Origin of the sequence: Actinophytocola sp. (assembly GCF_036402745.1) — a bacterium.
Classification (GTDB): domain Bacteria; phylum Actinomycetota; class Actinomycetes; order Mycobacteriales; family Pseudonocardiaceae; genus Actinophytocola.
On record NZ_DASWSJ010000297.1, the window covers coordinates 1 to 26916 of the forward strand.

Annotated in this window: 15 protein-coding genes and 1 pseudogene; 10 read left to right on the plus strand and 6 right to left on the minus strand. The window is 71.9% G+C overall.

Annotated elements, in window-relative coordinates:
- Positions 1-1001 precede the first annotated feature (1001 nt).
- Entirely contained in the window at positions 1002-1469 is a 468-nt protein-coding gene (locus VGD70_RS27860; protein WP_331086451.1) for an Lrp/AsnC family transcriptional regulator, read from the minus strand.
- A 131-nt stretch (positions 1470-1600) separates the two neighbouring features.
- Here VGD70_RS27860 and pdhA point away from each other — a divergent pair, with 131 nt between their 5' ends.
- The 4 genes and pseudogenes from pdhA to VGD70_RS27880 form a co-directional block, all read left to right on the plus strand.
- Complete coding sequence (gene pdhA, locus VGD70_RS27865) at positions 1601-2695, plus strand: pyruvate dehydrogenase (acetyl-transferring) E1 component subunit alpha (RefSeq protein ID WP_331086453.1); 1095 nt, start codon at positions 1601-1603, stop codon at positions 2693-2695.
- Complete coding sequence (locus VGD70_RS27870) at positions 2692-3702, plus strand: alpha-ketoacid dehydrogenase subunit beta (protein ID WP_331086455.1); 1011 nt, start codon at positions 2692-2694, stop codon at positions 3700-3702. The genes pdhA and VGD70_RS27870 overlap by 4 nt, the downstream gene beginning before the upstream one ends.
- Positions 3702-4997 carry a dihydrolipoamide acetyltransferase family protein gene (locus VGD70_RS27875; RefSeq protein WP_331086457.1) on the plus strand — a complete coding sequence of 432 codons (1296 nt, stop codon included), beginning with the start codon at positions 3702-3704 and terminating at the stop codon, positions 4995-4997. Before VGD70_RS27870 ends, VGD70_RS27875 begins: the two co-directional genes overlap by 1 nt.
- A 44-nt stretch (positions 4998-5041) precedes the next feature.
- Positions 5042-5296, plus strand: a pseudogene (locus VGD70_RS27880) (FAD-dependent oxidoreductase); the annotation flags it as partial.
- 95 nt (positions 5297-5391) lie between these two features.
- Here VGD70_RS27880 and VGD70_RS27885 read toward each other — a convergent pair.
- The gene (locus VGD70_RS27885; RefSeq protein WP_331086459.1) at positions 5392-6126 is read right to left on the minus strand and encodes an MBL fold metallo-hydrolase; all 735 of its coding nucleotides are present in this window, start codon (positions 6124-6126) and stop codon (positions 5392-5394) included.
- Between the two features lie 55 nt (positions 6127-6181).
- Between VGD70_RS27885 and VGD70_RS27890 the strand changes: the two genes are divergently transcribed.
- The gene (locus VGD70_RS27890) at positions 6182-6820 is read left to right on the plus strand and encodes a TetR/AcrR family transcriptional regulator (RefSeq protein ID WP_331086461.1); all 639 of its coding nucleotides are present in this window, start codon (positions 6182-6184) and stop codon (positions 6818-6820) included.
- Positions 6821-7065: 245 nt separating this feature from the next.
- Here VGD70_RS27890 and VGD70_RS27895 read toward each other — a convergent pair whose 3' ends face one another.
- Positions 7066-7461: a MerR family transcriptional regulator gene (locus tag VGD70_RS27895; RefSeq protein WP_331086463.1), complete on the minus strand. Its 396-nt coding sequence runs from the start codon at positions 7459-7461 to the stop codon at positions 7066-7068.
- A gap of 42 nt (positions 7462-7503) precedes the next feature.
- Here VGD70_RS27895 and VGD70_RS27900 point away from each other — a divergent pair, with 42 nt between their 5' ends.
- The 5 genes from VGD70_RS27900 to VGD70_RS27925 all read left to right on the plus strand — a co-directional run bounded on the left by VGD70_RS27900 (position 7504) and on the right by VGD70_RS27925 (position 22670).
- On the plus strand, positions 7504-8343 hold the full coding sequence (locus tag VGD70_RS27900; RefSeq protein WP_331086465.1) for an NAD(P)-dependent oxidoreductase: 840 nt from the start codon (positions 7504-7506) through the stop codon (positions 8341-8343).
- Between the two features lie 642 nt (positions 8344-8985).
- The gene (locus tag VGD70_RS27910; RefSeq protein ID WP_331086467.1) at positions 8986-11934 is read left to right on the plus strand and encodes an ATP-binding protein; all 2949 of its coding nucleotides are present in this window, start codon (positions 8986-8988) and stop codon (positions 11932-11934) included.
- A gap of 29 nt (positions 11935-11963) precedes the next feature.
- Positions 11964-16349 (plus strand): S8 family serine peptidase, encoded by a 4386-nt coding sequence (locus tag VGD70_RS27915; protein WP_331086469.1) that lies wholly within the window; start codon positions 11964-11966, stop codon positions 16347-16349.
- 53 nt (positions 16350-16402) lie between these two features.
- Complete coding sequence (locus VGD70_RS27920) at positions 16403-20668, plus strand: S8 family serine peptidase (protein ID WP_331086471.1); 4266 nt, start codon at positions 16403-16405, stop codon at positions 20666-20668.
- 124 nt (positions 20669-20792) lie between these two features.
- Positions 20793-22670, plus strand: coding sequence for a threonine--tRNA ligase (locus VGD70_RS27925; protein WP_331086473.1), 1878 nt, complete (start codon positions 20793-20795; stop codon positions 22668-22670).
- A 12-nt stretch (positions 22671-22682) separates the two neighbouring features.
- Here the strand turns inward: VGD70_RS27925 and VGD70_RS27930 are convergent, their stop codons facing one another.
- Genes VGD70_RS27930 through VGD70_RS27940 form a run of 3 tightly spaced genes read right to left on the minus strand, consistent with a single transcriptional unit; the run spans position 22683 to position 26886 of the window.
- Entirely contained in the window at positions 22683-24749 is a 2067-nt protein-coding gene (locus VGD70_RS27930; protein ID WP_331086475.1) for a threonine--tRNA ligase, read from the minus strand.
- Between the two features lie 32 nt (positions 24750-24781).
- On the minus strand, positions 24782-25987 hold the full coding sequence (locus VGD70_RS27935) for a MalY/PatB family protein (protein ID WP_331086477.1): 1206 nt from the start codon (positions 25985-25987) through the stop codon (positions 24782-24784).
- Positions 25984-26886 (minus strand): 2OG-Fe dioxygenase family protein, encoded by a 903-nt coding sequence (locus VGD70_RS27940; RefSeq protein ID WP_331086479.1) that lies wholly within the window; start codon positions 26884-26886, stop codon positions 25984-25986. Before VGD70_RS27940 ends, VGD70_RS27935 begins: the two co-directional genes overlap by 4 nt.
- Positions 26887-26916: the final 30 nt, after the last annotated feature.

Below are 26916 nucleotides of genomic sequence, written 5' to 3' on the forward strand. Positions count from 1 at the left end.
GGAAGCCCCCACCGCACGATCGGCTCGAGCGACGGCGCGCTCTCCCGGATGATGCGGTGCAGGCGCTCGCCAATCTCCCGATACTGGGCAGGGGCATCACCGAGCTTGGCGAGGACAGCCGCGTCACCCTTCTTGGTGAACATGTGATCAGGCCTCCTTGATGGATTCGATGGAAGTCACGGCGTTGAGGCTAGCTCCGGCTTCGTGCTTGATGCTTCTTGATTCCTGACCGGGTTGACCTGACTCGACACATCCTTCAGGCACATGATCGTTCCCATAGGCCGACAGGGACCCGCGTGGCAGTACGGGGTACTTGTACCTATCAGTCACACAGCATCTCGCATATCGCGATCGGCATCTAACTCTACGTCACATAGAACTGGCGACACTGGAATTCGCGACAGTGCCAGTAGACGGCCGCCGGTCGTGCGGACCGCGGCGGCGGCGATCAGCCAGGCGCAACGGCTCGCATTGATCCGCCGTGTTCACGACGACCTGACCATTCCGCTGCAGGACCGTGCGGTCGCGCTGCTGATCCTGCTCTAGGGCCAACCGCTCATCAAGATCGCAAGACTGCGCCTCGCCGACACCGAGCACACATGGCGAGGTCCGGCTACACCGCGGCGACGCGCCTGACCCGATCATCCCGCCCTGCTCCACGGGCCCACGCCGACATCGGGGCGATCAGCTCCTCGCTGAGGGTGGTTCCGGTCGGTGTGTCGGCGGCGTCCAGCACTACCTTCGTCAGGCGCTGCTCGTCGACGGTCCAGGCCGATCCAGATCGACGAACGATCGAAGTGCCGACCGGGCTGAGGCCGCAGGCCCAGGCTACTTTGGGAGGATCGCGTTAGTCAGGTCAATCGCCTGGTCCAGCGCCGCCCGATTCACCCGTGCGCCGGTCAGGTTCGCGCCTGCTAGAGCTGGGTGATGCCCACCTGCATGCGTGGATGGTGGCGCGGAAACGGGATCTCGACCCACGTAAAGCCGGCGGGATCCGACCGTCAGCGCGGCTGGGCCGTGGCGGGTGAGGGCAGCGGATCGGGCTCCTCGAACACCAGCAAGGTTCGCGTGCTCACGACACCCGGCATCTCCTGGATCACGTCGAGCACCAGGCGTCCCAGGTCCGCGTTGTCCTTGACGCGGACGAGCAGGATGACGTCGAACTCGCCGCCGACCAACGCGATGTGGACGACTCCCGGCAGCGCGCGCAGTTGCTCGCCCACCACGCGCCATTCCGCCTGACGCAGGTTCAGCGTCACATAGGCCGAGGTGCCCAGTCCCGCCGCCACCGGGTCGACGTCCGCACGGAACCCCTTGATCACGCCCGATGCGCGCAACCGTTCTACGCGCGCGTAGGCGTTGGCCCGCGAGATGTGCAAGGTCTCCGCGAGCGTCCGCATGGACATCCGACCGTCCTGAGCGAGCTCGGCGAGGATGCGCTGGTCGGTCTCGTCGAGAGGGCTGGCCACCTGTCTCGAACTCCTCACTCCACGACGGGGACAGTTGGATGTTCGGTCACCAAGAAGGCACTTCGAGGCTACGTCTTCTCGCATTCTTGTCGGTTGTGGAATCCGATTGGCAGCCAGAGCACGATTCTCACATGACACGTGACCCGCACCACCTGCTTCCCGGTCCGGAGCCCGTCACGCTCATCGACCCGCAGGGCCGGTCCGTCGACTCCCCGACGTACTCCCCACCCGCGGGCGAGGCGCTGGTCCGGGCCCTGGGTGAGCTGACCATCGCGCGGCGGCTCAACGACCAGGCGTACGCGCTGGTCCGGCAGGGCCGGCTGGCGGTCTATCCGTCGTCCCACGGGCAGGAGGCGTGTCAGGTCGCGGCCGCCCAGGTGCTGGCCGACGAGGACTGGCTGTTCCCCACCTATCGCGACACCGTGGCCGCTGTGTGCCGGGGCGTGGACCCGGTGGAGGTGCTGACGCTGCTCAAGGGTGACTGGCACTCCGGGTACGACCCCTACGAACACAAGGTCGCACCGCAGGCCACCCCGCTCGCGACCCAGCTGCCGCACGCCGTCGGCGTCGCACACGCCGCCCGGCTGCGTGGCGAGCCGGCCGTGGTGATGGCCATGGCCGGTGACGGGGCCACCAGCGAGGGCGACTTCCACGAGGCGCTCAACTTCGCCGCGGTCTTCGCGGCGCCCGTGGTGTTCTTCGTCCAGAACAACGAGTACGCCATCAGCGTCCCGCTGGCGCGCCAGTCGGTCGCGCCTTCCTTGGCGCACAAGGGCATCGGCTACGGCGTGCCCGGGGAGCGGGTCGACGGCAACGACGTGGCCGCTCTCCTGGCCGTCCTCGGCGGCGCCGTCGACCGCGCCCGGGCAGGCGAGGGGCCGCAGCTGATCGAGGCCCACACCTACCGCATGCAGGCGCACACCAACGCCGATGACGCCACCCGTTACCGGAACGACGAGGAGGTGGCCGCCTGGGGCGAGCGTGACCCGATCACGCGGTTGGACACCTACCTGCGCGGCCAGGGCCTCCTCTCGGACGCGCGGGTCGCCGAGTTCGCGGCGGAGGCGGAGCGGGTCGCCGCCCACGTCCGGGAGGGCCTCAGCCGCGACGTCGAACCCGACCCGGCCCAGTTGTTCGCGCACGTCTACACCAAGCCGACCGCCCAGCTCGTGGAGCAGGCAGCCCTGGTCGCCGACGAGCTGAGCCGCGAAGGAGCGCACCAATGACTCCCACGACCACGGCGTCCCGGACCGAGCACGTGAAGATGACGATGGCCAAGGCCCTCAACCGCGCCCTGCGCGACGCGATGACCGAGGACCCGACGGTCGTCATGTTCGGCGAGGACGTCGGCCCGCTCGGGGGCGTCTTCCGGATCACCGACGGCCTCACCGCCGACTTCGGTGAGGACCGCTGCTTCGACACTCCGCTCGCCGAGTCCGGCATCGTCGGCATGGCGATCGGCATGGCGATGAACGGCATGCGCCCGGTGGTCGAGATGCAGTTCGACGCGTTCGCCTACCCGGCGTTCGAGCAGATCGTGAGCCACGTCGCGAAGATGCGTAACCGCACCCGCGGCAAGGTGGGCCTCCCCATGGTGATCCGGGTGCCCTACGCCGGCGGGATCGGCGGTGTGGAGCACCACTGCGACTCCTCGGAGTCCTACTACGCGCACACGCCCGGCCTGCACGTCGTCGCCCCGGCCACGCCGGCCGACGCGTACGTGTTGCTGCGGGAGGCGATCGCCTCGCCCGACCCGGTCGTCTTCCTCGAGCCGAAGAAGCTGTACTGGAGCACGGAGGAGGTCGAGCTCGGCGCGCCGGCGCCCGGCATCGGCACGGCCGTGGTCCGGCGCGACGGCACGGACGCCACGCTCATCGCGTACGGTCCCTCGGTGCCCGTCGCGCTGGAGGCCGCCGAGGTGGCCGGCCAGGAAGGTCGGCGTCTGCAGGTCGTCGACGTGCGCTCGATCGTGCCGTTCGACGACGAGACGGTCTGCGCGGCGGTGCGCTCCACCGGCCGGGCGGTCGTGGTCTCCGAGGCCGTCGGGTTCGCCAGTGTCTCCTCGGAGATCGTCGCCCGGGTCACCGAGCGGTGCTTCCACTCGCTCGCAGCGCCGATCCGGCGGGTCGTCGGGTTCGACATCCCCTTTCCGCCGCCCAAGCTCGAGCACTTCCAGCTCCCCGGAGTGGACCGGGTGCTCGACGCCGTCGACGAACTCCAGTGGGACGACTGATGACCGACCACACGTTCCCGCTTCCCGATCTGGGCGAGGGCCTCACCGAGGCCGAGATCGTCCGCTGGCTCGTCGCCGAGGGCGACGAGGTCACCGTGGATCAAGCGGTGGTCGAGGTCGAGACCGCGAAGTCGCTCGTCGAGGTGCCGACACCGTACGCCGGACGCGTCGCGACCCTGCACGCCGCGGAAGGCGTGACCCTGGGGGTCGGCAGGCCCCTCATCACGGTCGCCGCGCTCGGACCCGGCCTCGAGCCGGTGGCCGCGGGCGGGCGCGCGCCCGAAGGCGAGACCTACCGCGAGGAGGAGCGGGCGGGCTCCGGCAACGTCCTCATCGGCTACGGAACCTCTGGCGAATCGGCCACGGTCAGGCGACGGCGCCCCCGAGGCGGCGCTCGACCGTCGTGGGTGCGCCCCGAGGCGACACCTCGGCGTGCTCCGCTGGTGGTCTCGCCGCTGGTGCGCACCATGGCCCGCAAGGGCGGTGTCGATCTCGCGGCCATCGAGCCGACCGGCCCTGGCGGAGTCATCGTGCGGGCCGACGTCGAGCGCGCGCTGAACGGCTCCGCCGCCAGGCCCGCGCCCGTTCCCGCCGCGGCCGTCCCCAGCGAGCGACGGATCCCCCTCAACGGATTCCGCAGGGCGGTTTCGGCCGCGCTGACTCGCAGCCGCTCGGAGATCCCCGAGGCGACCGTGTGGGTCGACGTCGACGCGACCGCGCTGTGGGAGCTGCGTGAGAGCACCCGCACCCCCGCCGACCCAGGGCCGGGGCTGCTGGCCTACATCGCACGGTTCGTGGTGGCGGGTCTACAGCGGTTCCCCGTGCTGAACGCGCGCCTGGACACCGAACGCGACGAGATCGTGGAGTTCGACCGAGTCAACCTCGGGCTCGCCGTACAGGGCGAGCGAGGTCTGGTCGTCCCGGCGGTCCTCGGTGCCGAGTCGATGACGACGGCACAGCTCGACACGGAGATCCGGCGGGTCACCGCGACCGCGCGGGAGGGTCGCGCCACGGCCGAGGAACGCTCCGCGGCGACTTTCACACTCAACAACTACGGCAGTTTCCGGGTCGACGGCAGCGCCGCCATCATCAACCACCCGCAGGTCGCGATTCTCGGCCTCGGCCGGATCATCGACCGGCCCTGGGTCGTCGACGGCGAGCTCTGCGTCCGCAAGATCACGCAGCTGAGCTTCGTCTTCGACCACCGGGTCTGCGACGGCGGCACCGCCGCGGGGTTCATGCGCAGCGTCGCCGACGCGATCGAGAACCCGGCCTCGGCCATCGCGAGGCTCTGATGGGGGACCGGTGAGCACGACATCCTCGTCCCCGGCGCCGGTTCGGCTACGCCTGCGCGCTCCGGGCCGCGCAGCTCGGCCTGACGGTGGCCCTGGTCGAGAAGGCCGAGGTGGGCGGCACGTGCCTGCACTCCGGCTACATTCCGACCAAGGCTCTCCTGCGCGCCGCCGAGGTCGCCGACACCACCCGCGAGGCGGCGCGGTTCGGCGTCACCGCCGCTTTCTCCGGCGTCGACATGAACGGGGTCAACGCCTACAAGGACGACGTGGCCGCCCAGCTTCCGGCCGGCCGCGGCGGGCAGTCGCCGCTCCCCGGCCGGCTCGACGCCCGCTTGGACCATGTCTCGTAGGCCCTCACAGCAGGTCGCGCCGGTCGTTCGCGGGCTCGTCGCCGTCAGCTGGCGCCGGCCTGGCTTGCTTGGTGGGCCGCGGCGTTCACCCCGCCGGTGAACGGTTCGCCGTGGCCGGGCAGTACGACCGGGACGTCGATCTCGGCCAGCGTGGCTAGTGAGCGCAGCGCTGTGGCGCTGTCGTGGGTGAAGGCGCCGCACACGATGCGCGGGCCCCGCTCACCGGTGATGGCGTCATAGGTCACCAGCGCGTCGCCCGTGCAGATCATGCCGTGGTCGGCGAACAGGAACGCGACACTGCCCGGGCTGTGACCGGGAGCCGGGATGACCTGCGGGCGGCCGGGGACATCGAGCGTCGTGCCGGGGTGGAACGTGTTCACGGTCCGCACGGCCGGGGTGGTGAACGCGCCGCTGCGGGCGAGTTTCAGCGGGACCCCGAGCATGGCCGGGTGGCGCACGAGGTAGGGGAGCATCGAGCGCTCTGGCTTGGCGATCTTGTTGGCCTTGCGGGGGGAGGCCAGCATCGGTGCGTCCGCCTCGTGGATCCATACGGCCGCGCCGGTCTGCTCACGCAGCCGTTCGGCCAACCCGAGGTGGTCGGGGTGCCCGTGGGTGAGCACGACGGCCCTGATGTCCCGCACGCGCCGCCCCAGCAGGGTTTCCAGCCGCTCGTAGTCGTTGGGCAGGCCGGCGTCGACCAGGGTGATGCCGTCGCTGTCCTCGATCACGTAGAAGTTCGCGAGCTCGCCACCGAGCCGGTGCACGCCGGGCGTGTCCACGGTGCCTCCAATTTAATTACAGTTACCTGTAACGAATATAGCCTAGGATTCCCGTGTGGCGCCAACCAGCTCTCGTAGGACCTACGACACGTCCGGCCGCCGCGCCGCCGCCGAGCGCAACCGCGATGCCGTACTGCGTGCCTGTCACGACTTGGTTCTGCGGGACGGCTACCGTGCGACGACGATCCGCGCGGTGGCCGAGCGAGCGGGCGTGTCGATCGAGACGATCTACAAGTCGTTCGGCGGCAAGCAGCAGCTGATGAAGGCCGTGTACGACGTCACGCTGGCCGGCGACTCCGAACCCGTCCCGATCGGCCGGCGAGCCGAGGTCCGGGCGGCGTTCGAAGCGTCCGGCCCGCAGGACAAGGTCGTGCTCTACGCCCGCTTCGTCACCGGCCTGATGGAGCGGTTGAGCGGGCTGATCGCCGTGCTGACAGAGGCCGATCCGGACATCGCCCGGATCCGCGCCACCACCGAGGAGGAACGCCTCATCGGCGTGCGTGCCTTCGTCGACCATCTCGCCAAGGAGGGGCACCTGCGGGCCGGCACGGCCGCCGAGCACGCCGCCGACGCGTGCTGGGTGCTGACCTCCCCGCAGTTGTTCGCGCAGCTCACACTGGCTCGCGGCTGGGACGCGGACGGCTACCGCCACTGGCTCACCGAGATGCTCGCCGCGACGCTGCTGGAACCGTGACGCGGCACCCAGCCGGCGGTGCGCTGCGCGTGTCGCCTCCGACTCGGGGCACGGCAAGGAACGCGACCCGGTGGGCGCGCGGCAGAAGATCAACGATCGGTGCTACTCGGTTACCTGGAACATGCCTGGGAACAACCGCGGACGAAGTCGACGTGCCGCCGCCTCGTCAGAGCCACCTCGGTAGTCGCGTCGACCATCGCAACAGAACGCGGGCGTCGCGGTCAACGGCGGCCAGTGACCGGAACTCAGCTCGCGCGGGCGGCGACCCACTCGTCGTACTCGGTGTTGGACGGCGGGGTCGCGGCGATGACGTCGTCGAGCAGGGTGCGTGCGGTGGCCAGCCCGTCGATGGCCACCGTCATCCGGTCACGTTCCTTGTGCAGGTGCGGCAACAGCTCCGGGCAGCCGGGCGCGAGCCCGTCCCCGGTGTCCACCATGCACGGCAGGACTTCCTTGATGAACGTGGTGTTGAGGCCGGCGGACAGGAGCATCCGCACGTGCCGCACGACGTCCACATCGGACACCGCGTAGTCGCGGTAGCCACTCGGCTTGCGCGTTGGGCTGAGCAGGCCCTGCTCCTCGTAGTACCGCAGTGACCGTTCGCTGACGCCGGTCAGTGCGGCAAGCTCGCCGATGCGCATGACTTGACCTTAACACCGGCGTGAGGCTTTACGGTCGCCGTCATGACTGAACCAGTGACGGTCCTCGGGCTCGGCCCGATGGGCCACGCCATCGCCGACGCCTTCGTGGCGGCCGGTCACCAGACGACCGTGTGGAACCGCTCGACGACCCGCCCGACACCCGACGGCGCCGTCCGCGCCGACCTGACCTCCGCCGTGGCGGCGAGCAAGATCGTCGTGGTGTGCCTGCTCGACTACGACGCCGTGCGCGCGGTGCTCGACCCGATCGCGGCCACGTTGCGCGGCAGGCTCGTGGTGAACGTGACGAGCGGCTCCCCGGACGCGGCGCGGGCGACGGCGGAGTGGGCGGCCGGGCACGGCATCGACTACGTGGACGGCGCGATCATGACGCCCACCAACACGATCGGCACCGCCGACGCCGTGCTTCTGTTGAGCGGCAAGGTGGAGACCGACGCGTTGAGCGCACTCGGTGGCACACAGACGTATCTCGGCACCGATCCGGGCCGGGCGGCGGCGTACGACGTGGCGCTGCTGGACATCTTCTGGACGTCGGTCGTCGGCGTCGCGCACGCGTTCGCGCTGGCACGCAGCGAGCACATCACGCCATCGGAGCTGGCCCCGCTGGCACGCGGGATCGCCACGCTGATGCCGATCGTGATCGACGAGCACGGCGCGCGTCTCGAGGAGGGCCGGCACGGCGGCGACTACTCGAACCTCCGGTCGGCCGCGGCGGGCATGGCCCACATCATCCACACGGCGCGGGCACGCGGCATCGACGCCGGCGTGATGGAGGCGGCGCACGCGCTGACGCAGGGCGCGATCGACGCGGGTCACGGCGACGACGGGATCTCCCGGCTGACGGTGGCGCTCGAGTCGGCGTGAACCTCCCCACCGGGCAACGGCTCGCGGTCGTCGCCGCGAGCCGTTGCCCGCGACCTGGCACGGGCCGCGCTCGCGGCGCCTTGCTGACCTCGGGGTCCAGCGGTAGCTTTCACCCCGCTGCCCCGCCGTGACCACCAACGACAACGGCTTCTGGCCCTGCTCGGTGGCCAGATGCAGCTTCGTGGTCAACCCACCCCGCGACCGGCCGATCCCATGATCGTCCGGCTCGACGTCGACCCCACCCGGCGGTTCGCGCTGATCAGCCCCCTTTTCCGCGCACCGGCGGCGTGCTGGTGCGCCCGAGCAACGGTGGAATCCACACTGACATCCCAGGTGATCACCCCGTCGGGCCCAGGTGGTGGGGCCAGCCGCGCCGACCGGCCCCACCACTCGCGGCTCACAGCGGCACCCAGCGATCAGGCCGCGGCTTCGTCGGCGCGGGCGGCCGTTCTTCCTGGCGCTCTTCGGCGGGTTGCTCGGTCGGCTCCGTCGCCGGCTCGGGGTCGATCTCGTCCACGCGGACCACTATGCGACGGCGCCGGCCGGCGTAGCTATGCGGCAGCCCCTCCTTTTTGGCCATCCCGCCGCCTATTGTCGTGCCGAGTTGTCGTGGCGAGCCGGCTCCGAGCTGATGAGGTACGGGTGCGCACGGATACCGAGGGTGACAGCGCCGATCTCCGGCCTGGGGACGGTGCGACCGACCGCGCCGCCGTGCGGCAGGTGTCGCCCGCGCTGGTGGCTCGGGACGGCGAGCTGGCGAGGTTGCTGGCGACGGTCGCCACCGCCCCTGCGGTGGTCGCGGTGGCGGGTGAGGCCGGGGTCGGGAAGACGCGGCTCGTGGCCGAGCTGCTCGCCAGGGCCGAGCTTGCCGGGCGTAGCCTGCTGGTCGGCAGCTGCCACCAGATCCGGGAGTCCTTCCCGCTGGGGCCGGTCGTCGAGGCGGTCCGCGATGCCGGCGACCGCCTGCGCGGGCTGGCGCTGAGCGAGGTCGCGGGGGCGGTGCGGCCGTTGTTGCCAGAGCTCGCGTCCTTCCTGCCGGCCGCCCCCGGGCCGCTGGACGACCCGGTGGCCGAGCGGCACCGCGTGTTCCGCGGCCTGACCGAGGTACTGACCGCGCTCGCACCAGCCGTCCTGGTGCTCGAGGACCTGCACTGGGCGGACGAGCAGACCGTCGACTTCGTGGCCTACCTGCTGACCACGCCGATGCCGGAGCTGGCGGTCGTGCTCACCTACCGGAGCGAGGAGGTCAGCGCCGCGGTGCGGGCGCTGACCGCGCGGTTGCCGGCCGCGACGGCGCGCGCCCACGTGGCACTGGCGCCACTCGACGAGCGGGAGACCGGCGACCTGGTGGCCGCGATCCTCGGCGCGCCACGGGTGTCGGGCGAGTTCGCCAAGTACCTGTGGGACCGCACCATGGGGCTCCCGTTCGCGGTCGAGGAGGTCATCGCGTTGATGCAGACGCGCGGCCTCGTCGTGTCGCGGGACGGCGAGTGGACCCGTAAGCCGTTGGGGGAGCTCGAGGTGCCGCGCGGCATTCGCGACTCGACGCTGGCGCGGATGGCCCGGCTCGCACCGGGCGCGCAGCGGATCGCCGAGGTCGCGGCGGTGATGCAGACCCGCGTCGCCGTCCCGATGCTGCTCGCGATGACCGGCGTGACGGGTGCGGCGGAGAGCGCCGCGATCGACGCGATGGACGAGGCGATCGGCTCCGGGCTGCTGGTCGAACAGGGCGAGACGGTCGGGTTCCGGCACGTGCTCGCGGCACAGGCGGTGTACGAGGACATCTTCTGGCCGCGCCGGCGCACGCTGCACGGGCGGGCGGCCGCGGCGTTGCGGACGCAGTCACCGGTTCCGCTCGGGCAGGTCGCCCATCACCTGCGGTGCGCCGGCGTGCTCGACGAGTGGGCGACCACGGCCGAGGCGGCCGCGGACCACGCGGTGGCGCTCGCGCACGACGCCGAGGCGGCCCGGCTGCTCAGCGACGTGCTCAGGAACGCCACGCTCGACCCGGCGCACCGGGCCAGGGTCGCGGTCAAGCTCGGCCGCGCGGCGACCCAGACCCTGCACGCCGACCAGGTCGCCGACCTGCTCTCGGCGGCCCTCGACCAGGATCCGCCGGTCACCGTGCGCGGCGAATTGCGGCTCCTGCTGGCCAACGCGCTCAACCACAACGCGGACGATCCCGGCCGGCAGCGCCGGCTGTTCGCCGGGGCGGTCGCCGATCTCGGGGACCGCCCCGCGCTGCGGGCCTGGGCGATGGTCGGGCTCTCGTTGCCCACCGTGCAGGGGATCCCGCTGGCCGAGGACCGGCGGGTGCTGACCGAGGCGGTCGAGTTGGTCGCCGGGATCGACGATCCGCTGGCGGAGGTGTTCGTGCTCGGCAAGGCCGGCGCGTTCCTGGCCCAGTTCGGCGACCCGGCGTGGCGCGGGCTCGCGGATCGGGTGCTGGCCGTCACCGGCGGGGCGCCGCAGCAGCGCAGGGAGGCCAACGCGCACTACTCGCTCGGTGTGGAGGCGTGCTACGCGGGTCAGCTCGGCATGGCCGAGCGGCTGCTGACCTCGGGGCTGCGGGCAGCGGCCACCAGGGAGAACCGCCGGCTGGAGATCATGATGCGGTCGGGCGTCGCGCTGCACTCGTTCTGCCGAGGCGAATGGGAGGGCCTGAGCGAGGAGGTCGACACGCTGCTCGCGCTGCAGGCCCATCACGCGCGTACCCGGTTCGACGTGGACATCGTGGCGGCCGGCCTCGCGCTCTCGCGGGGCGCGGTGGACGACGCGCGGACCCGGCTCGCCGACCTGATCGGGCTGGCCGAGCGACTCGGCAGCTTCCAGGTCCTGCCGTTCGCGGGAGACGCCGCGGTGCGGGCGGCGCTGTTCCGGGACGAGACGGCCGAGGCGGTGGCGTTCGTGCGCCGCTGCCTGGCGCCGCTGGCCGCCAAGGGCCTGTGGGCGCCGGTCGGCCGGCTGCTGCCCTCGGCCGCCGAGGCGCTGACGGCGGCGGGGGAGCGCGCGGAGCTGACCGAGCTGCTGACCCGAGTCGAACGGGAGACGCGTGCGTTGGACGCCCCGCTCGCCTCGGCCGGCCTGCGCTACGCCCGCGGGGTGCTCGCCTCGGATGCCGAGGATCTCCTTGCCGCCGCTGGGGAGTACGAGGCGGCGCTGGCGCCGTACGAGGCGGCGAGGGCGAACGAGCGGGCGGCCGCCGTTCTGCTGGCGCGGGTGTCTCCCGGCGACGAGCGGGCGCCGGCCGTGCTCCGCGACGCCGTGGCGACCTACGAACGGCTTGGCGCGACCTGGGACCACACCCGCGCCACCGGCCTGGCGCGGCGGCACGGCATCGCGCTGCCGGCCCGCCACCGCGGCGGGCGGCGCGGCTACGGCACGGAACTGTCGCCGCGCGAGCGCGAGGTCGCCGAGCTGGCCGCCACCGGCCGGACGAACAAGGAGATCGCGAAGGAGCTCTTCGTGTCGGCCAAGACCGTGGAGAAGCACCTGATCGCCGCCATGCGCAAGCTTGGGCTGCGCTCCCGTTTCGAGCTGGCCTACCGGCTCGAGCCGGTAGGGAAAGATGGGGGCATCCCCCATAGGTAACCGGCGCCCGGCCGCCGCACAGTGTCAGCATGAACCAGGTCTTCCGCCGGACCCGCGTAGTCGCGCTGGCCGCCCTGCTTCTCGCGACGGGTCTGCTGAGCGCACCCGTGACCGCGACCGCGGCGCCGCCGCCACCGACGACGCCAGTGGTCGAGGCCGCCGTCGACCAGGACATCCGCACGAACGGGGCGGCTGATTTCATCGTCCGGTTCCGCGAGCGGCCCGACCTGTCCTCGGCGGCGTCGATCGGCGACTGGACCGAGCGCGGCCAGCGCGTGGTCGACCTGCTGCGCGGCACCGCGGACACCAGTCAGCGCGAGCTGCGGGCCAAGCTGTCCGACGCCGGCGTCACGTTCACCCCGTTCTGGGCCACGAACGCGATCGCCGTCAACGGCGGCGACAAGGCCGCGCTGGACATCGTCCGCGGGGCGCCCGAGGTCGCCGAGGTCGTCCCCGCGGGCCGGCACGAGATCGCGGAACCCGCGGCGGACGGCCCGGCGCCGGCCGCCACGGACGTGGCGTGGAACGTACAGGCGATCAAGGCCCCGCAGGTGTGGCAGGAGCTGGGCACCCGCGGCGAAGGGGCCGTGATCGGCAGCATCGACACCGGGGTCGACTACACCCACCCCGCGCTCGCCGGCGCCTACCGGGGCAACAACGGCGGGGGCGGCTACGACCACAACTACAACTGGTTCGACCCGACCAGGAGGTGCGGTGTCCCGTCGACGAAGCCGTGCGACGACGACGGCCACGGCACCCACACGATGGGCACGATGGTGGGCGACGGCGGCCCGGGCAACCAGATCGGGGTGGCTCCCGGCGCGCGCTGGATCGCGGCGAAGGGCTGCGCGGGGGCCTACTGCTATGACTTCGCGCTGATCGCCGCGGGCCAGTGGATGCTCGCGCCGACCAACCTCGCCGGCGCCGACCCGAGGCCCGACCTGCGCCCGAACGTGGTGAACAACTCCTGGGGCAGCATGTTCAGCGCCACCGGCTTCTACCGCGACATCGTGCGGGCCTGGCGGGCCGCCGGGATCTTCCCGGTGTTCTCCAACGGCAACGAGGGGCCACGCTGCGGCAGCACGGGGAGCCCCGCGGACCTCCCGGAGGCCTACTCGGTCGGCTCCTCGGACGCCGCCGGGGCGCCGAGCTGGTTCTCCAGCCGCGGCAGGTCGAACTACGGGTCGACCAAGCCGGACGTCACCGCGCCCGGTTCGGCCGTCCGCTCCGCACTGCCCGGCGGCGCGTACGGGGTGCTCAGCGGCACCTCGATGGCCGCGCCGCACGTCACCGCGACCGTGGCCCTCGCCGTCTCGGCCGCGCCAGCACTCGCCGGCGACCTTGACAAGATCACGAAGGTGCTGGACGGCGGCGCGACCGACCGGGCGGACCTGAGCTGTGCCGGCACGGCGGGCGACAACAACGTGTGGGGCGAGGGCGCGCTCAACGCCTACGAGACGGTTCGCCGGGCCCCGCGCGGTCCCAGCGGCGTCCTGTCCGGCACCGTCACCGACCGGGGCACCGGTCTGCCGGTGGCGGGCGCCGCGGTCGCGGTCGATGGCGCCACGTTCGACCGCACGGTCAGCACGGACGCGAGCGGCAAGTACCAGACCCGCGTCCCGGCCGGCGGCTACACCGTGACGGCCACGTCGTACGCCTACCGCACGGTCAGCAAGCGAACCACCGTCGGCTCAACCGGCGCCGCCCTGGACCTGGCCCTGCGCGTCCAGGAGAACTACCAGCAGGTCACCGGGCGCGCGCAGACCCGGGACGGCACGCCGGTGGCGGGCGCTCTGGTGTCGATCGCCAACTCGCCGGTGCCGGCGACGACCACCGGCGGCGACGGCCGGTTCACGTTCGAGTCCGTGCCGCGCGGCACGCACCGGTTCGTCGTCACCCCGGCGGAGGGCTGCCTGAAGCCGACGCCCGTCGAGGTCTCCGTGCGGGACGCCGAGGACGAGGTGCGGCTGACCGTCGACCGCCGCACCGACGACTTCGGCCACACCTGCGACGTGGTGGCCGCCGACTACCGCCCGATCATCGGCGTGCCGCTCAACGTGACCGGTGACTGGGACCGGACCAAGGTCGAGCTGCCGTTCCCGGTTCCCTTCTACGGCAACGTCTACACCGACGCGTGGCTCGGGGTGGACGGTGTGCTCGGGTTCCAGCACACCGGCGTGGAGGGACACGGCCTGCTCGGCGAGTACGTCAGTTGGCATTCCGAGATCCCGACCGGCCGCCTGCCCAACGCGGCCATCTACCCGTACTTCGCCGACCTGGTGATCGACGGCCAGGCCGCGATGTACACCGAGACGCGGGGCACCGCGCCCAACCGGCAGTTCGTCGTCGAGTGGCGCAACGCCTCGGTGGTGGAGGCCGGGGTGGACCAACGCGTCGACGTGCAGGCGTTGATCAGCGAGGACGGCACCGTGACCGTCCAGTACCGAGGGCTTGTCCGGCCGGCGGTGTCCGGTGCGGTCGCGACCGTCGGCGTCGAGTCGGCCGAAGGCACCGACGGCCTCCAGTACTCCCATCTGACCCCCACACTGCGGGACACCGAGGCGATCAGGATCAACCAGCCGGCCGGCGGCACCACGACCGGCGTGGTGACCGACGGCAACGACAAGCATCCGGTGTCCGGCGCCAAGGTCGAAGCGGTCGACGGCGCGGGCACGGTCCTGGCGACCACGGTCACCCGCTGGGACGGCCGCTACTGGCTGTGGCTGCCACCCGGCCGGTACACGGTCCGCGTGGCCGCGAGCGACTACACGGCCGCGAACAAGCGCGTCACCGTCGCCGACGGCGCGACCAGGGAGGCGCCGTTCGAGCTGGCCACCGCCGCGCTCACGGTGACCGAACCGACCGTCGACCGCACCGTGCTGGCGAACGAGTCGCGCAGCGTGCCGGTTCGGCTGACCAACACCGGCCGCAAGGACCTGAAGTGGACCATCCGGGAGGCCGCCGGCCAGGTGCTCGGCGGAGCGCGGGCCACCGGCGCACCGGCGCCCGCGCAGGTGTTGTCGTCCTGGCACGCCGACGGGCTCGGCCTGCCGGCGACCGACGTCGCCGACCTCGGCGACCGGGTGTGGGTGGCCGGCTACAACACCGGCGCGCGGGCCAACAACCTGGAGTACACCCCCACCGGCGCGGCCACCGGACGACGGCAGTCGAACGTCGTTGGCAAGGACCTGGCGTGGGACAGCCGGCGGGGCCAGCTCTGCCAGCCGGCGGTGGCCACCAAGTCGACCGCGGGCATCTTCTGCTTCGACCCGGTCAGCGGCCGGCACACCGCGACCGTGACCGGGACCGGCCCGTGGATGACCCCCAACGTGCGGGGCCTCGCCTACGACGCCGCCAAGGACGTCTTCACCGTCGGCGTGAACGACTTCAGTGCGAACTCCCGCTGGACCATGTACCGGATCGCCGGTCCGACCCAGCGCCAGCCCGGCGCCGTGCTCGGTGAGTGCGCGACCCCGGGCGGCGCCGCGCTGCTCGGCCTCGCCTACGACCCGGAGTCCGACGTGCTGTGGGCGCTCGGCGACGACCGGACCAACGGCACGTTGCTCTACCAGCTCGACGCCACCAGCTGCGACGTGCTCGGCACGGTGGACCCGCCCGGGGACCAGCCCGCCGGCCTCGACGTCGACAAGAACGGCCACCTGTGGCTGACCGACTCGGCGACCAACACCGTGTACCTGGTCGACGCCGGCCCACGGCGGGATCGCTTCCAGGACGTGTCGTGGCTGCGCCCCGGCTCGGTCTCCGGCACGCTCGCGCCGGGCAAGTCGACCACCGTGCCGGTCGCCCTCGACGCCGCCGGCCTGAGCGCGGGGCGCCATCTCGCCCAGCTGGTGGTGCGGTCCAACGCCGGCGCGAGCCCGTCCGTCGCGGTCCCGGTCGCGTTCACCGTCACCGACAAGCGGATCGGCGTCGACGTCGCGGGCGGCGCCGACTACCGCGACCCGGCCGGCGACACGTGGACGGCCGACCGGGCCTACACGGCCGGTGAGTACGGGCATGTCGTGCCGGGCGAGGTGCTGACCACCCGGGCCGAGATCGCCGGCACCGACGCCGACCCGCTGTACCGGTCGGCGAGGGTCGGGGCGACCGGCTACCGCTTCGACCAGCTACCCGACGGCGTCTACGAGCTGGACCTGAGGTTCGCCGAGATCGGCGGCGTCGGGCCGTTCGGCCGCCTCTTCGACGTCGCGGCCGAGGGCGAGGTGGTACTCGCCGCGGTCGACGTGGCGGGCACGGCCGGCGCCACCGACCACGCCGCCGACCAGACCGTGCTCGTGCGGGTGCGCGACGGGGTGCTCGACCTCGAACTGCGCGGTCTCGACGGCTACGCCCCGCCACTGCTGTCCGCCGTCCGGATCACCCACCGCGTCGACGTCCCGCTGACCGCGGTCTGACCCGAGGAGCGACCACGATGACCACCCGGCTGACTACCCGGAGGATTTCCCGGATGCACTCCCCGAGAACCCGGCGGGCGGGCTTCGCCTTCGCCGCGGTCCTGTCACTGGTGGCCGGTCTGCTGACGCTGAGCGCGGGCCGGTCGACGCCCGCGGCCGCCCAGGACACGGCGGCCGTCCCGGTGGCGCCGGCCGTGACGAGCGAGATCGACAAGAGCGGCCGCGCCGACTTCTGGATCGTCATGGACGGCAAGGCCGACCTCGCGGCCGCGGCCGCGGTGGACGGCTGGGTCGCGCGGGGCGATGCGGTGGTGTCGGCGCTGCGCACGGTCGCCGACCGGGCCCAGGCCGGGCTGCGCGCCGAACTGTCGCGCGCCCACGTCTCGTTCACGCCCTACTGGGTCACCAACGCGATCCTCGTCAGGGACGGCGACCAGGCAACGCTCGACACCGTCAGCCGGCGTGCCGAGGTCCGCCGGATCAACGCGGTGCGGACGGTGTCGCTCCCGCCGGTGCGGGAGGTCGCGCCCGCGCCGGCCGCCGACGCGCCGGAATGGGGCGTCGCGCGGATCGGCGCGGACCGCGTCCGCCAGGAGTGGGGCTACGACGGCGCGGGCGTCGTCGTAGCGAACATCGACACCGGGGTGGACCACACCCACCCCGCGCTGGCCGGCAGCTACCGCGGCAACCGGGGCGACGGCACTTTCGACCACAGCTACAACTGGTTCGACCCGACCGGTCGCTGTGGGAGCGCGCCGTGCGACGACCTGGGGCACGGCACCCACACGATGGGCACGATGGTTGGCGACGGCGGCCCCGGCAACCGGATCGGCGTCGCGCCGGGTGCCCGCTGGATCGCGGCCAAGGCCTGCGTGGCCACCAATGGTGGCGAGTGCCACGAGACCGACCTGCTCGCCGCCGCACAGTGGCTGCTCGCGCCGACTGACGCGAGCGGCCGAAACCCCGACCCGGGGAAGCGGCCGAACGTGGTGAACAACTCGTGGAGCGGCGGCCAGGGCGATAGCTGGTTCGCCGACGCCGTCACGGCATGGCGCGCCGCCGGGATCTTCCCCGTGTTCTCGGCTGGCAACTCCGGCCCCGCCTGCGGAACCGCCAACTCGCCCGGCGACCAGGCCGACGTCTACGCGGTCGGCGCGTTCGAGATCAGCGGTGTGATCGCGCCGTTCTCCTCGCGCGGCCCGTCGGTCAGCGGGCTCACCAAGCCGGACATCGCCGCGCCGGGTCGGGGCGTGCGCTCGTCGACGCCCGGCGGCGCCTACGAGTTCATGTCCGGCACCTCGATGGCCGCGCCGCACGTGGCCGGCACGGTGGCACTCCTGCTGTCCGCCGCACCGCGGCTGGTCGGCGACCTCGCCGGGATCACCGCGTCGCTTGACGGTTCCGCGGTGGACGTCGAAGAGCCCCGCTGCGGCGGCACGGCCGCCGACAACAACACCTGGGGACAGGGCAAGCTGGACGCGTACGCGGCGGTGTCCCGCAGCCCGCACGGCCCGGTCGGCACCATCGCCGCCACCGTCACCGGCGCGGACACACAGGCGCCGATCGCCGGGGCGCGGATCTCCGTCACCGGCGCCGCCGGCACCCGGGAGCTCACCACCGACGCCATGGGCCGGCTGCGGATCTTCGCCGCCCCCGGCGACTACCGGGTACAGGTGTCGTCCTACGGCTACGCCAAGGTCGAGCGGAACATCACCGTCACCGCCGACGTCGGCACGTCGGTGGACACCGTGCTTTCGGTCGGGCCCGGCTTCCACGACGTGACCGGCACCGTCACGGTGGCCGGGGCGCCGGTCGCGCGGGCCACGGTGGCGGTCGGCGGCGAGCCGTACGCCGCCGCCGTCACCGGCGCGGACGGCCGGTTCCTGGTCCGCCGCGTGTCGGGCGGCGAACACGCGACCGTCGTGCGGTACTCGGGCTGCGCCGAGGCGCGCACGGTCAACCTGGTGGTCGACGGGCCGCGGGATCTGCCGGTCGACCTGACCCGCCGCACGGACGGGTACGGACACACCTGCGACGCGGTCGCCCCGGTCGACATCACCGCCACCACCGCGGTGCCGGTGACCACGGGCAAGTTCGGCCTGCTCGACCTGCCGTTCCCGGTCGGCATGTACGGGACGCGGTACCAGCACGCCTTCGTCGGCGGCGGCGGTGTGCTGTCGTTCGTCAACGACCCCGCCAACTTCTCGCAGCAGGGTTCGTTGCCGTCCACCGCCGGGCCCGACGCCGTGGTGGCCCCGTTCTGGCTAACGAGCTACGGCGGCGGTTCGGTGCGGACCGCGGTGTCGGGGCAGGCGCCGGACCGCCGGTTCGTCGTGCGGTGGTCGGGCCTGCGCGACGGGGACACCTCCGGCATGGACGCCGCCGCCGTCTTCGGTGAGGACGGCACGCTCACCTACCAGTACGAGCGCCCTTCGCCCGCGGCGTGGACCGGCGGCGCCGATGCCGTGGTCGGCATCGAGAACGAGGCCGGCGACGACGGTTTCCTGCTGTCCAAAAGGGAAGCACTGCTGACCAACACGGCCGCCATCCGGATCTCCGGCCCGCCTGCCGGCGCGGTCCGCGGCACGGTGACCGACCGCGCGGACGGCAGCCCGATCGCCGGCGCGCGGGTCGAGGCACGGGTGGGCGACCGGGTGACCGAGTCGACCTACACCGCCAAGGACGGCGGCTACACCCTCACCCCGCGCCCCGGCGCCTACACGGTGCGGGCGACCGCGACCAACCAGGAACCGGCGACCACCGAGGTCGACGTGCCGGCTCCCGGCCGGACGGTCCGCGCCGACCTGACCCTGACCGGCGGCCGCCTCGCACTGTCGACCGCCGCCGTGGATCAGGTCGTCCCGGCCGGGGAACGGCGCACGGCGGGGGTTCGGCTCACCAACACCGGCGACCGGCCGGTCCACTGGCGGGCCCGCGACCAGGTCGGCGGCGCGCCCCTGCGCCCGCTGCAGACCTGGCGACTGACCAACGTGCGGTACGCGTACGAGATCGAACAGGTCGGCGACCGCATCTGGGTGGGGAACGCCGGCGGCGAGTCCGTCGAGTACACAATGGACGGTCTGGAGACGGGCCGGCGGTGGCGGTTGCCGCTCAGTGCCGCCAACGTCGTCGGGCTGGTCCACGACACTCGGGACGGCACCCTCTGCCGCAACGTCCGGGAGGCGAAGGCCCAGGCAACATGGGAGATCGTCTGCTTCGATCCGTCGACCGGGGCGCTGCGCACCCGGTTGCCCGTGCCGGCCGACCTGACCGGCACGGTGACCGGCTTGGCGCACGACGCCGCGACCGACACGTTCTGGCTCGCGAACGGAGCCACCGGCCGCGTCTACCGGGTGGCCGGGCCGAGCCATTCGTCCCCTGGCCGGCTGCTCGGGCACTGCGCGCTACCGGCGGGTGGTGGCGACGACATGGACATCGATCCGGCCGACGGCTCGCTGTGGGTCTTGCTGCACGACTCCCTCTACCAGGTCGACCTCGCCACCTGTCAGGTGCGGACGGTCCTGCGCTGGCAGATCGACGACTACGCCACCGAGATCCTCTCGGGCCTCGACGTGCTCGGCAGCGGCGAGTTCCTGCTGCTGGACAACCGCGGTTACCGCGTCCACCGGACCACCGGGCCGGGCGGGCTCGGCGACGTCGGGTGGCTCGGCCTGCCGGTGTCGGGCGGCACTCTCGACCCAGGACAGTCGGCCACGCTGACCGCCGACGTCAACGCCGCGAACCTCACCACCGGTGTGCACAACGGCGGGTTGACACTGTTCTCCGACACCGCCGCCGGGCGCACGCCGGTGCCGGTCCGGGCGATCGTCCCGGCGACACAGGTCGGCGTCGACGCGGGGGCCACCACCGGTCGCCGTGACAAGCAGAACGACGCCTGGCAGGCGGACAAGGCGTACACCGCCGGCGGTTGGGGCTACCTCTACCAGGGCGCTCCCGTCGCCACGGCCGTACCGATCGCCGGCACCGAGGACGACCAGCTCTACCAGAACGCGCGCGGCGGACAGGTGTGGTACCGCTTCGACAACCTCCCGAACGGCGTGTACGAGGTGGATGTCCGGCTGGCGGAGATCCAGGGCGCGACACCGGGCCGGCGCTGGTTCGACCTGGTCGCCAACTCGACCCGGCTGCTCGCCGGGTACGACGTGGCGGCGGCGGTCGGCCAGAACACCGCGAGCGACCAACGGTTCTTCGTCCGGGTCACCGGCGGCCGACTCGATGTGCGCATGATCCCGCTCGCCGGATCGCTGCCGCCGTCCCTCAACGCGCTACGCGTCACCCACCGACCAGATCGATCGTGACGCGGACACCTGGGTGGAGGGCGGTCCAATCCTGATCGCCGGTCGCCGGTCTCCCGTGCGCTCCGATCGGTATAGTGCGATGCTCATTGACGTTCGGCAATTCAACGCGGACGAGGGTGTGTTCGTGCGGCTGTTGATGATCCACGCTGACCACTTCGGCTACGAGGTCACCGGTGACACCAAGGTGGCCGGCGCCGCCCCGGAGCCGGCCGGTGACGAGACCGGCGCCCGGGTGGAGGAAGTGCTCGTCGCTTTCGCCACCGCGGAGGCCACCGACCAGGAAAGCGTTGCCGGGGTGGCGAAGAAGGCGGCCGCCGCGATCCGGGACACCGCGGCGAAGATGGGGGCGCCCCGGGTGATGGTGTACCCGTACGCGCACCTCGCCAGCGACCTCGCGTCGCCGAGGGTCGCCGCGCGGATCATCGACCAGGTGACCGAATCCTTGCGTGACAACGGGGATCTCGAGACTCACCAGGCGCCGTTCGGGTATTACAAGTCGTTCGACATCGCATGCAAGGGACATCCGCTCTCCGAGCTGGCGCTGACGATCCGGCCGGACGGCACCGAGGAACCCGAGGACGACGGCGCGTCGGAGTCGACGGCACTGGCCGCCGAGAAAACGTTGCGGTCCGAGTGGAGGGTCTACCAGCCGGACGGCACGTACGTGCTCGCCGACGACTTCGACTTCCGCGCGCACCGCGGGCTCGCCGACCTGTTCACCTACGAGCGCACGGGTTCCCGGGTCGCCGAGGACGCGCCGCCCCACATCAAGCTGATGCGCGAACACGAGCTGGTCGACTACGAACCGGCCTCCGACACCGGGAACCTGCGGTGGTACCCGAAGGGACTGCTGGTCAAGCGGCTGCTCGAGGAGCACGTTACCCGCACGGTCGTCGACTACGGCGCCATGGAGGTCGAGACGCCGATCATGTACGACTACGCCCACCCGGCGTTGTCGAAGTACCTCCAGCGGTTTCCGGCGCGCCAGTACCTGGTGAAGAGCGACGACAAGGACCTGTTCCTGCGGTTCGCCGCGTGCTTCGGGCAGTACATGATCCAGCGGGACCTCGTCGCGTCGCACCACGACTTGCCGGTCCGGCTCTACGAGCTCACGCACTTCTCGTTCCGCCGCGAGCAGGGCGGCGAGGTGGCGGGCCTGCGGCGGCTGCGCACGTTCACCATGCCGGACATGCACAGCCTCGTCGCCGACATGGGCATGGCGAAGGTGGAGTTCCTCAAGCAGGTCTCGCTGTGCCTGCGGTGGCTCGACGACATCGGCCTCGACTGCGTGCCCGCCATCCGGTTCGTCCGGTCCTTCCTGGACGAGAACCCCGGGTTCGTCGAGGACCTGATGGCCACGCTGGGCAGGCCGGCGCTGGTCGAGGTGTGGGACGAACGGTTCTTCTACTTCGTCGCCAAGTTCGAGATGAACTTCGTGGACACGGCAAAGAAAGCGGCGTGTCTGTCCACAGTGCAGATCGACGTCGAGAACACCGAGCGTTTCGGCATCCGCTACACGGCACAGGATGGCGAGAAGCGGCACCCGCTGCTGATGCACACCTCGGTCAGCGGTTCGGTGGACCGCAACGTGTACGCGATCCTGGAGAACCAGGCGCTGCGCATGCGGCGTGGCGAGAAGGCCGCGTGGCCGGTGTGGCTCGCCCCGACACAGGTGCGTGTCGTGCCGGTGGCGGACGCCTATGTGGACGGTGCACAGGCGCTGGCGGACCGGATCCCGTTCCGGGTCGACGTCGACGACCGGGACGCCAAGGTGGGCAAGAAGATCCGCGAGGCCGAGAAGGAATGGGTGCCCTACACCCTGGTGGTGGGGGAGCGCGAACTCGCGGGCGGCGACCTCACCGTGCGCACACGGTTCGGTGAACAGCTGACGATGACGCTCGCCGAGTTCGTCGAGCGGGTGTCCGCCGAGACCGCGGGCAAGCCCACGCGCCCGGCGAACACCCCGCGACTGCTGTCCCGCCGCCCGATCTTCGTGGGCTGACGGGACAACGCGTCACAGCACCGTCTCGGCGGTCGGTGAGGCGTTCACGCGCCGGTCGATCCAGGAGGCGATGGCGTCGACCGTCGCGGTCGCGGGCACGCCGTCGGCACGGTGGCCGTCGCGGAACACGACCGACACCGTGCCTGCCGCCACGTCGCCCGCCTCGGCCACCAGCACGAACGGCACCAGTTGGGCGGCGTGGGCGGCGAGCTTGTCCCGCGCGGATGTCGCCGACCGGTCGACCTCGACCCGGATGTTCCTGCTCCGCAGTGCTTTCGCCACCCTCTGCAGGTGCTCGGCAGCCTCATCGCCGGTCGCCACACCGGCCACCTGGACCGGCGCGAGCCAGGCGGGGAAGGCACCGGCGTAGTGCTCGGTCAGGAGGCCGACGAACCGCTCGATCGAGCCGAACAGCGAGCGGTGGATCATCATCGGCTCCTGCGCGGTGCCGTCCGCCGCGGTGTACCGCAGGCCGTCCAAATGCGGCAGGTTGAAGTCGACGAGCAAGGTGGACAGCTTCCACGACCGGCCGAGGTCGTCGACCACGTGCACGTTCAGCTGCGGGCCGTAGAACTGCGCGGCCGCGGGGGCCTCGGTGACGCGGACCCCGGCGGCCGCGCCCGCGTCCGCGAGCGCATCGGTGGCGTGCGCCCACTGGTCGTCCGTGCCGACGTAGAACTCGTCGTTGCGGGTGTCCAGCACCAGGTGCAGGTCCGCGAACCCGTAGTCGCCCAGCACCTCGACGATCGAGGCGAGCAGCCCGCGCAGCTCGTCCCGCAGCTGGTCGGGGGTGCAGAAGATGTGGGTGTCGTCCATGGTCGTGGCGCGGGTGTCGAGCAGGCCGTTGACGGGAACGGGCTCGTAGCGGTGGATCGTGCTCATCTCGAACATCCGCAACGGCAGCTCGTGGTGTGACCGTTCCCGCGAGGTGTAGATGAGATTGTGGAACGGGCAGTTCATCGGCTTGAGCAGGTAGTCCCTGCCCTTGCCGAGCACGGTGCCGCCCTCGTCGGACTCCGCGTCGAAGTGCATGGTCGGGAAAATCTTGTCGCGGTACAGCTCCAGCGGCCGGGTGCCGCCGATCAGCGACGCGTGCGACAGGTGCGGGGTGTAGACGAACTCGAAGCCGTCCTCGGCGTGGCGGCGGCGCGAGTGTTCCTCGACCTGGCGGCGGAGTACGCCGCCCTTAGGGTGGAACACGGCGAGCCCGGCCCCGACCTCGTCGGGGAAGGTGAACAGGTCGAGCTGCCGGCCGAGGACGCGGTGGTCACGCGCGCGCACCGCCTCGAGCAGTCGCAGGTGGTCGGCCAGCGCCTGCGGTGACTCGCACGCCGTGCCGTGGATCCGTTGCAGCTGCCTGCTTTCCGCGCCGTCCCAGCGCACGGGCTCCGCCCGCAGCAGCGTGACGGCAGGGATCGCGGACGTGGCGGGCACGTGCGGGCCGCGGCTCAGGTCGCGCCACACCCGCTCGCCGGTGTTTGTGTCGACGGTCACGTAGATCGCGAGGTCGCCCTCGGTGGCCATCACGCCCGCGACGTCGACGGCGCTGACGCCGGACCCGACGCGGGGGTTGCCGGTCTCCCGCAGGTCCAGCAGCTCCTGTTTGCACGGCTCGTTTGCGAGCACCTGCCGCGCCTGGTCGACCGAGTCGATCACCTGCCGCGTGAAGCGCTGCCCGGCGGTGATGATCTGCTGCATCTGCTTCTCGATGACCGCGAGGTCCTCGGCGTTGAAGGACCGTGGCAGCTCGAAGTCGTAGTAGAAGCCGTCGACGGTCGGCGCGCCGAGCCCGAGCTTGGCGCCCGGGAACAGCTGTTGCACGGCTTGTGCGAGCACGAGCGCGGCGGAGTGCCGCACCACGACGCGCCCGTCGGGGCTGTTCGCGGTCACCGCCTGGACCTCGGCGTCGGAGTCCGGCGCCCACTCCAGGTCATGGAGCCCGCTGTCCGGGTCCCGCACGACGACGACCGCGTCGGGACCCTCGGTCGGCAGGCCGGCCGCCCGGACCGCGGCGCCGGCCGCGGTCCCCGCCGGCACCACCACCTGCTCGGCAGGCGCTGAGAGGCTGGGGACATACATGGTTGATCCTCCTTTGTGGACACTGCGGGGGGTCATCGGGATTGGGTGGCGAGGGCCACGGAGCCGGCGAGCCCCGCCACCGCGGACCGCAGAACCTGTGCTGACGTGCCGAAATTGAGCCGCACGAAGCCCTCGCCCGCGCGTCCGCAGTCGGCGCCGTCGAGCGTCGCGACCCCCGCGTGCGCCGCGAAGTGGGCCGCGGGCGAGGGCACGCCAAGCCCTCGGCAGTCCAGCCAGGCGAGGAACGTGCCCTCCGGTTGGGTGTACGGCACCTGGGGGAGGTGCTCGCCGAGCAGGGTCGCCAGCAGCCGCCGGTTCCGGTCGAGGTGGGCGAGCAGCGCCAGCAGCCATGGCCGCCCCAGCCGGTAGGCCGCGGTGGCCGCGACCGCGCCCAGCGTGGACGTCCCGTCGGTTGCGAGGCGGTTGAGCCGGTCCCAGCGCGCTCGGTCCGCGTCGTTGCTGAGCAGCATCTGCGCGCACTTCAGGCCGGGCAGGTTCCACGCCTTCGACGCCGACGTGGCCGTGATGGTGTGCGCGGCGGCGGCCGCCGACACGCTCGCGTAGGGCACGTGCGAGTGCCCCGGGTACACCAGCGGCGCGTGCACCTCGTCGGCGAACACGCGCCCCCCGTGGCGTTCGACCACCGCGCAGATCGCCGACAGTTCCGCCTCGTCGAACACGTGGCCCACCGGGTTGTGCGGGTTGCACACCACCAGCAGGTGCGCGCCGCCGGTGAACGCGTCCGCCAGCCGGTCGCGGTCGACGCGATACCGGCCGCCGTCGGTGACCATGGGCAGTTCGACGACCGGCCGGCCGAGCATCGGCGGCACCCGCAGGAACGGCGGGTAGGCCGGGGTGGGCACGATGACCGGGGAACCCGGCCGGGAGAAGTGCTCGACCGCGACGTGGAACGCCCGGACGACGTCGGGCAGCAGCCGCACGTCGTCCGGGGACACGTCCCAGCCGTGGACCTCCCGCTGCCACCGGGCGCAGGCCGCCCGCGTGTGCTCGGCCACGGCCGGTGCGAGGTAGCCGAACGTGTGCGCGTCGACGGCCTCGCGCAGCGCGGCCGCCACGGGTGGCGCGGTCCCGAAGTCAATCTCGGCGGCGCCCGCCCCGATCAGCCCGTCGCCGAACTCGGTCCACTTGAACGAGCCCGCCGCCCTGGCCGAGGCCGTGGTGACGTCGCTGAAGACATCCCCGGTGACGCCGCCGGCATGGCGGGACGGAACGGTCATGCCCGTGCCGGGGTGAGCAGGTCGACCGACATCGGGAGGGTGGGGTGCGGGGCGACGGAGTCGAACTCGTGGGAGACGTGACCGGGCTGCGTGAGCTTGCGCGTGAACAGCACCAGCATGTCCCGCTGCGCCGACGTGGTCGGGTCCTTGCGCATGATGGTCGACACGCTGTGCTTGCGCTCGTGGTCGACGATCAGGATCGTGTCAAGGAAGTCGCGATGCTGCCACTGCCCGATCGCGAGCTCCGGGTCGATGTCGTACCACTGGGTGGCGTTGCGCTCGCGCATGTCGTGGATGCGGGTGACCGCGCTGTCGTCGGTCATGTTCTCGCTGCCCAGCAGCACGGTCATCGTGTGGTCGACACCGTCGCTGTGCACGCCCTCCAGCGCGGGTTCCCCGGTGTGCTCGTTGTCGGTGGTGGTCCTGGTGTGGAACGCCGTGCAGATCCACTTGTCCAGGTCGTAGTCGAGACCGGGCCGCTGGACGATCTCGATGTCGTCGACGACGAGGTGCTTGAACACCAGCAGCGCCTGGAACGTGGGGTTGAGCTGGGTGTTGGCGTCGATCTCGGCGAAGCGGCGGACCTTGCCCGAGTCGTGCCGGACGAAGTCCTCCTCGGTGGTGAGGATGAACGGCTGGAACTCCGTGCGGTACGCCGTGCCGGCGCCGGTGTCCAGGCAGAAGCGGCCGTTGCGCGCCTTGCGGAAATCCAGCGTCGGATCCGGCGGGAGGCCCTCGCTCACCTTCCTGAACTCCGCGACGCTTTGCGGTGTCGAGCCGAACGCGGACAGAATTTCGATCAGGTGCTCGCCCTTGACGAAGGCCGCCCGGTCACGGGTGTACCTCGCCTTGATCTCGTTGATCTCGGCCAGCGCTGTGTCGAGGTCCAACCTGAGCATGCTGCCGATCCTTTCGTTGCTGTGGAAGAC

Excerpts from the sequence above, each read along its gene's own strand:
- pdhA (WP_331086453.1), top strand. The coding sequence starts at position 1,601 with ATGACACGTGACCCGCACCACCTGCTTCCCGGTCCGGAGCCCGTCACG.
- VGD70_RS27870 (WP_331086455.1), top strand. The coding sequence starts at position 2,692 with ATGACTCCCACGACCACGGCGTCCCGGACCGAGCACGTGAAGATGACG.
- VGD70_RS27875 (WP_331086457.1), top strand. The coding sequence starts at position 3,702 with ATGACCGACCACACGTTCCCGCTTCCCGATCTGGGCGAGGGCCTCACC.
- VGD70_RS27895 (WP_331086463.1), bottom strand. The coding sequence starts at position 7,461 with ATGCGCATCGGCGAGCTTGCCGCACTGACCGGCGTCAGCGAACGGTCA.
- VGD70_RS27900 (WP_331086465.1), top strand. The coding sequence starts at position 7,504 with ATGACTGAACCAGTGACGGTCCTCGGGCTCGGCCCGATGGGCCACGCC.
- VGD70_RS27915 (WP_331086469.1), top strand. The coding sequence starts at position 11,964 with ATGAACCAGGTCTTCCGCCGGACCCGCGTAGTCGCGCTGGCCGCCCTG.
- VGD70_RS27920 (WP_331086471.1), top strand. The coding sequence starts at position 16,403 with ATGCACTCCCCGAGAACCCGGCGGGCGGGCTTCGCCTTCGCCGCGGTC.
- VGD70_RS27930 (WP_331086475.1), bottom strand. The coding sequence starts at position 24,749 with ATGTATGTCCCCAGCCTCTCAGCGCCTGCCGAGCAGGTGGTGGTGCCG.
- VGD70_RS27935 (WP_331086477.1), bottom strand. The coding sequence starts at position 25,987 with ATGACCGTTCCGTCCCGCCATGCCGGCGGCGTCACCGGGGATGTCTTC.
- VGD70_RS27940 (WP_331086479.1), bottom strand. The coding sequence starts at position 26,886 with ATGCTCAGGTTGGACCTCGACACAGCGCTGGCCGAGATCAACGAGATC.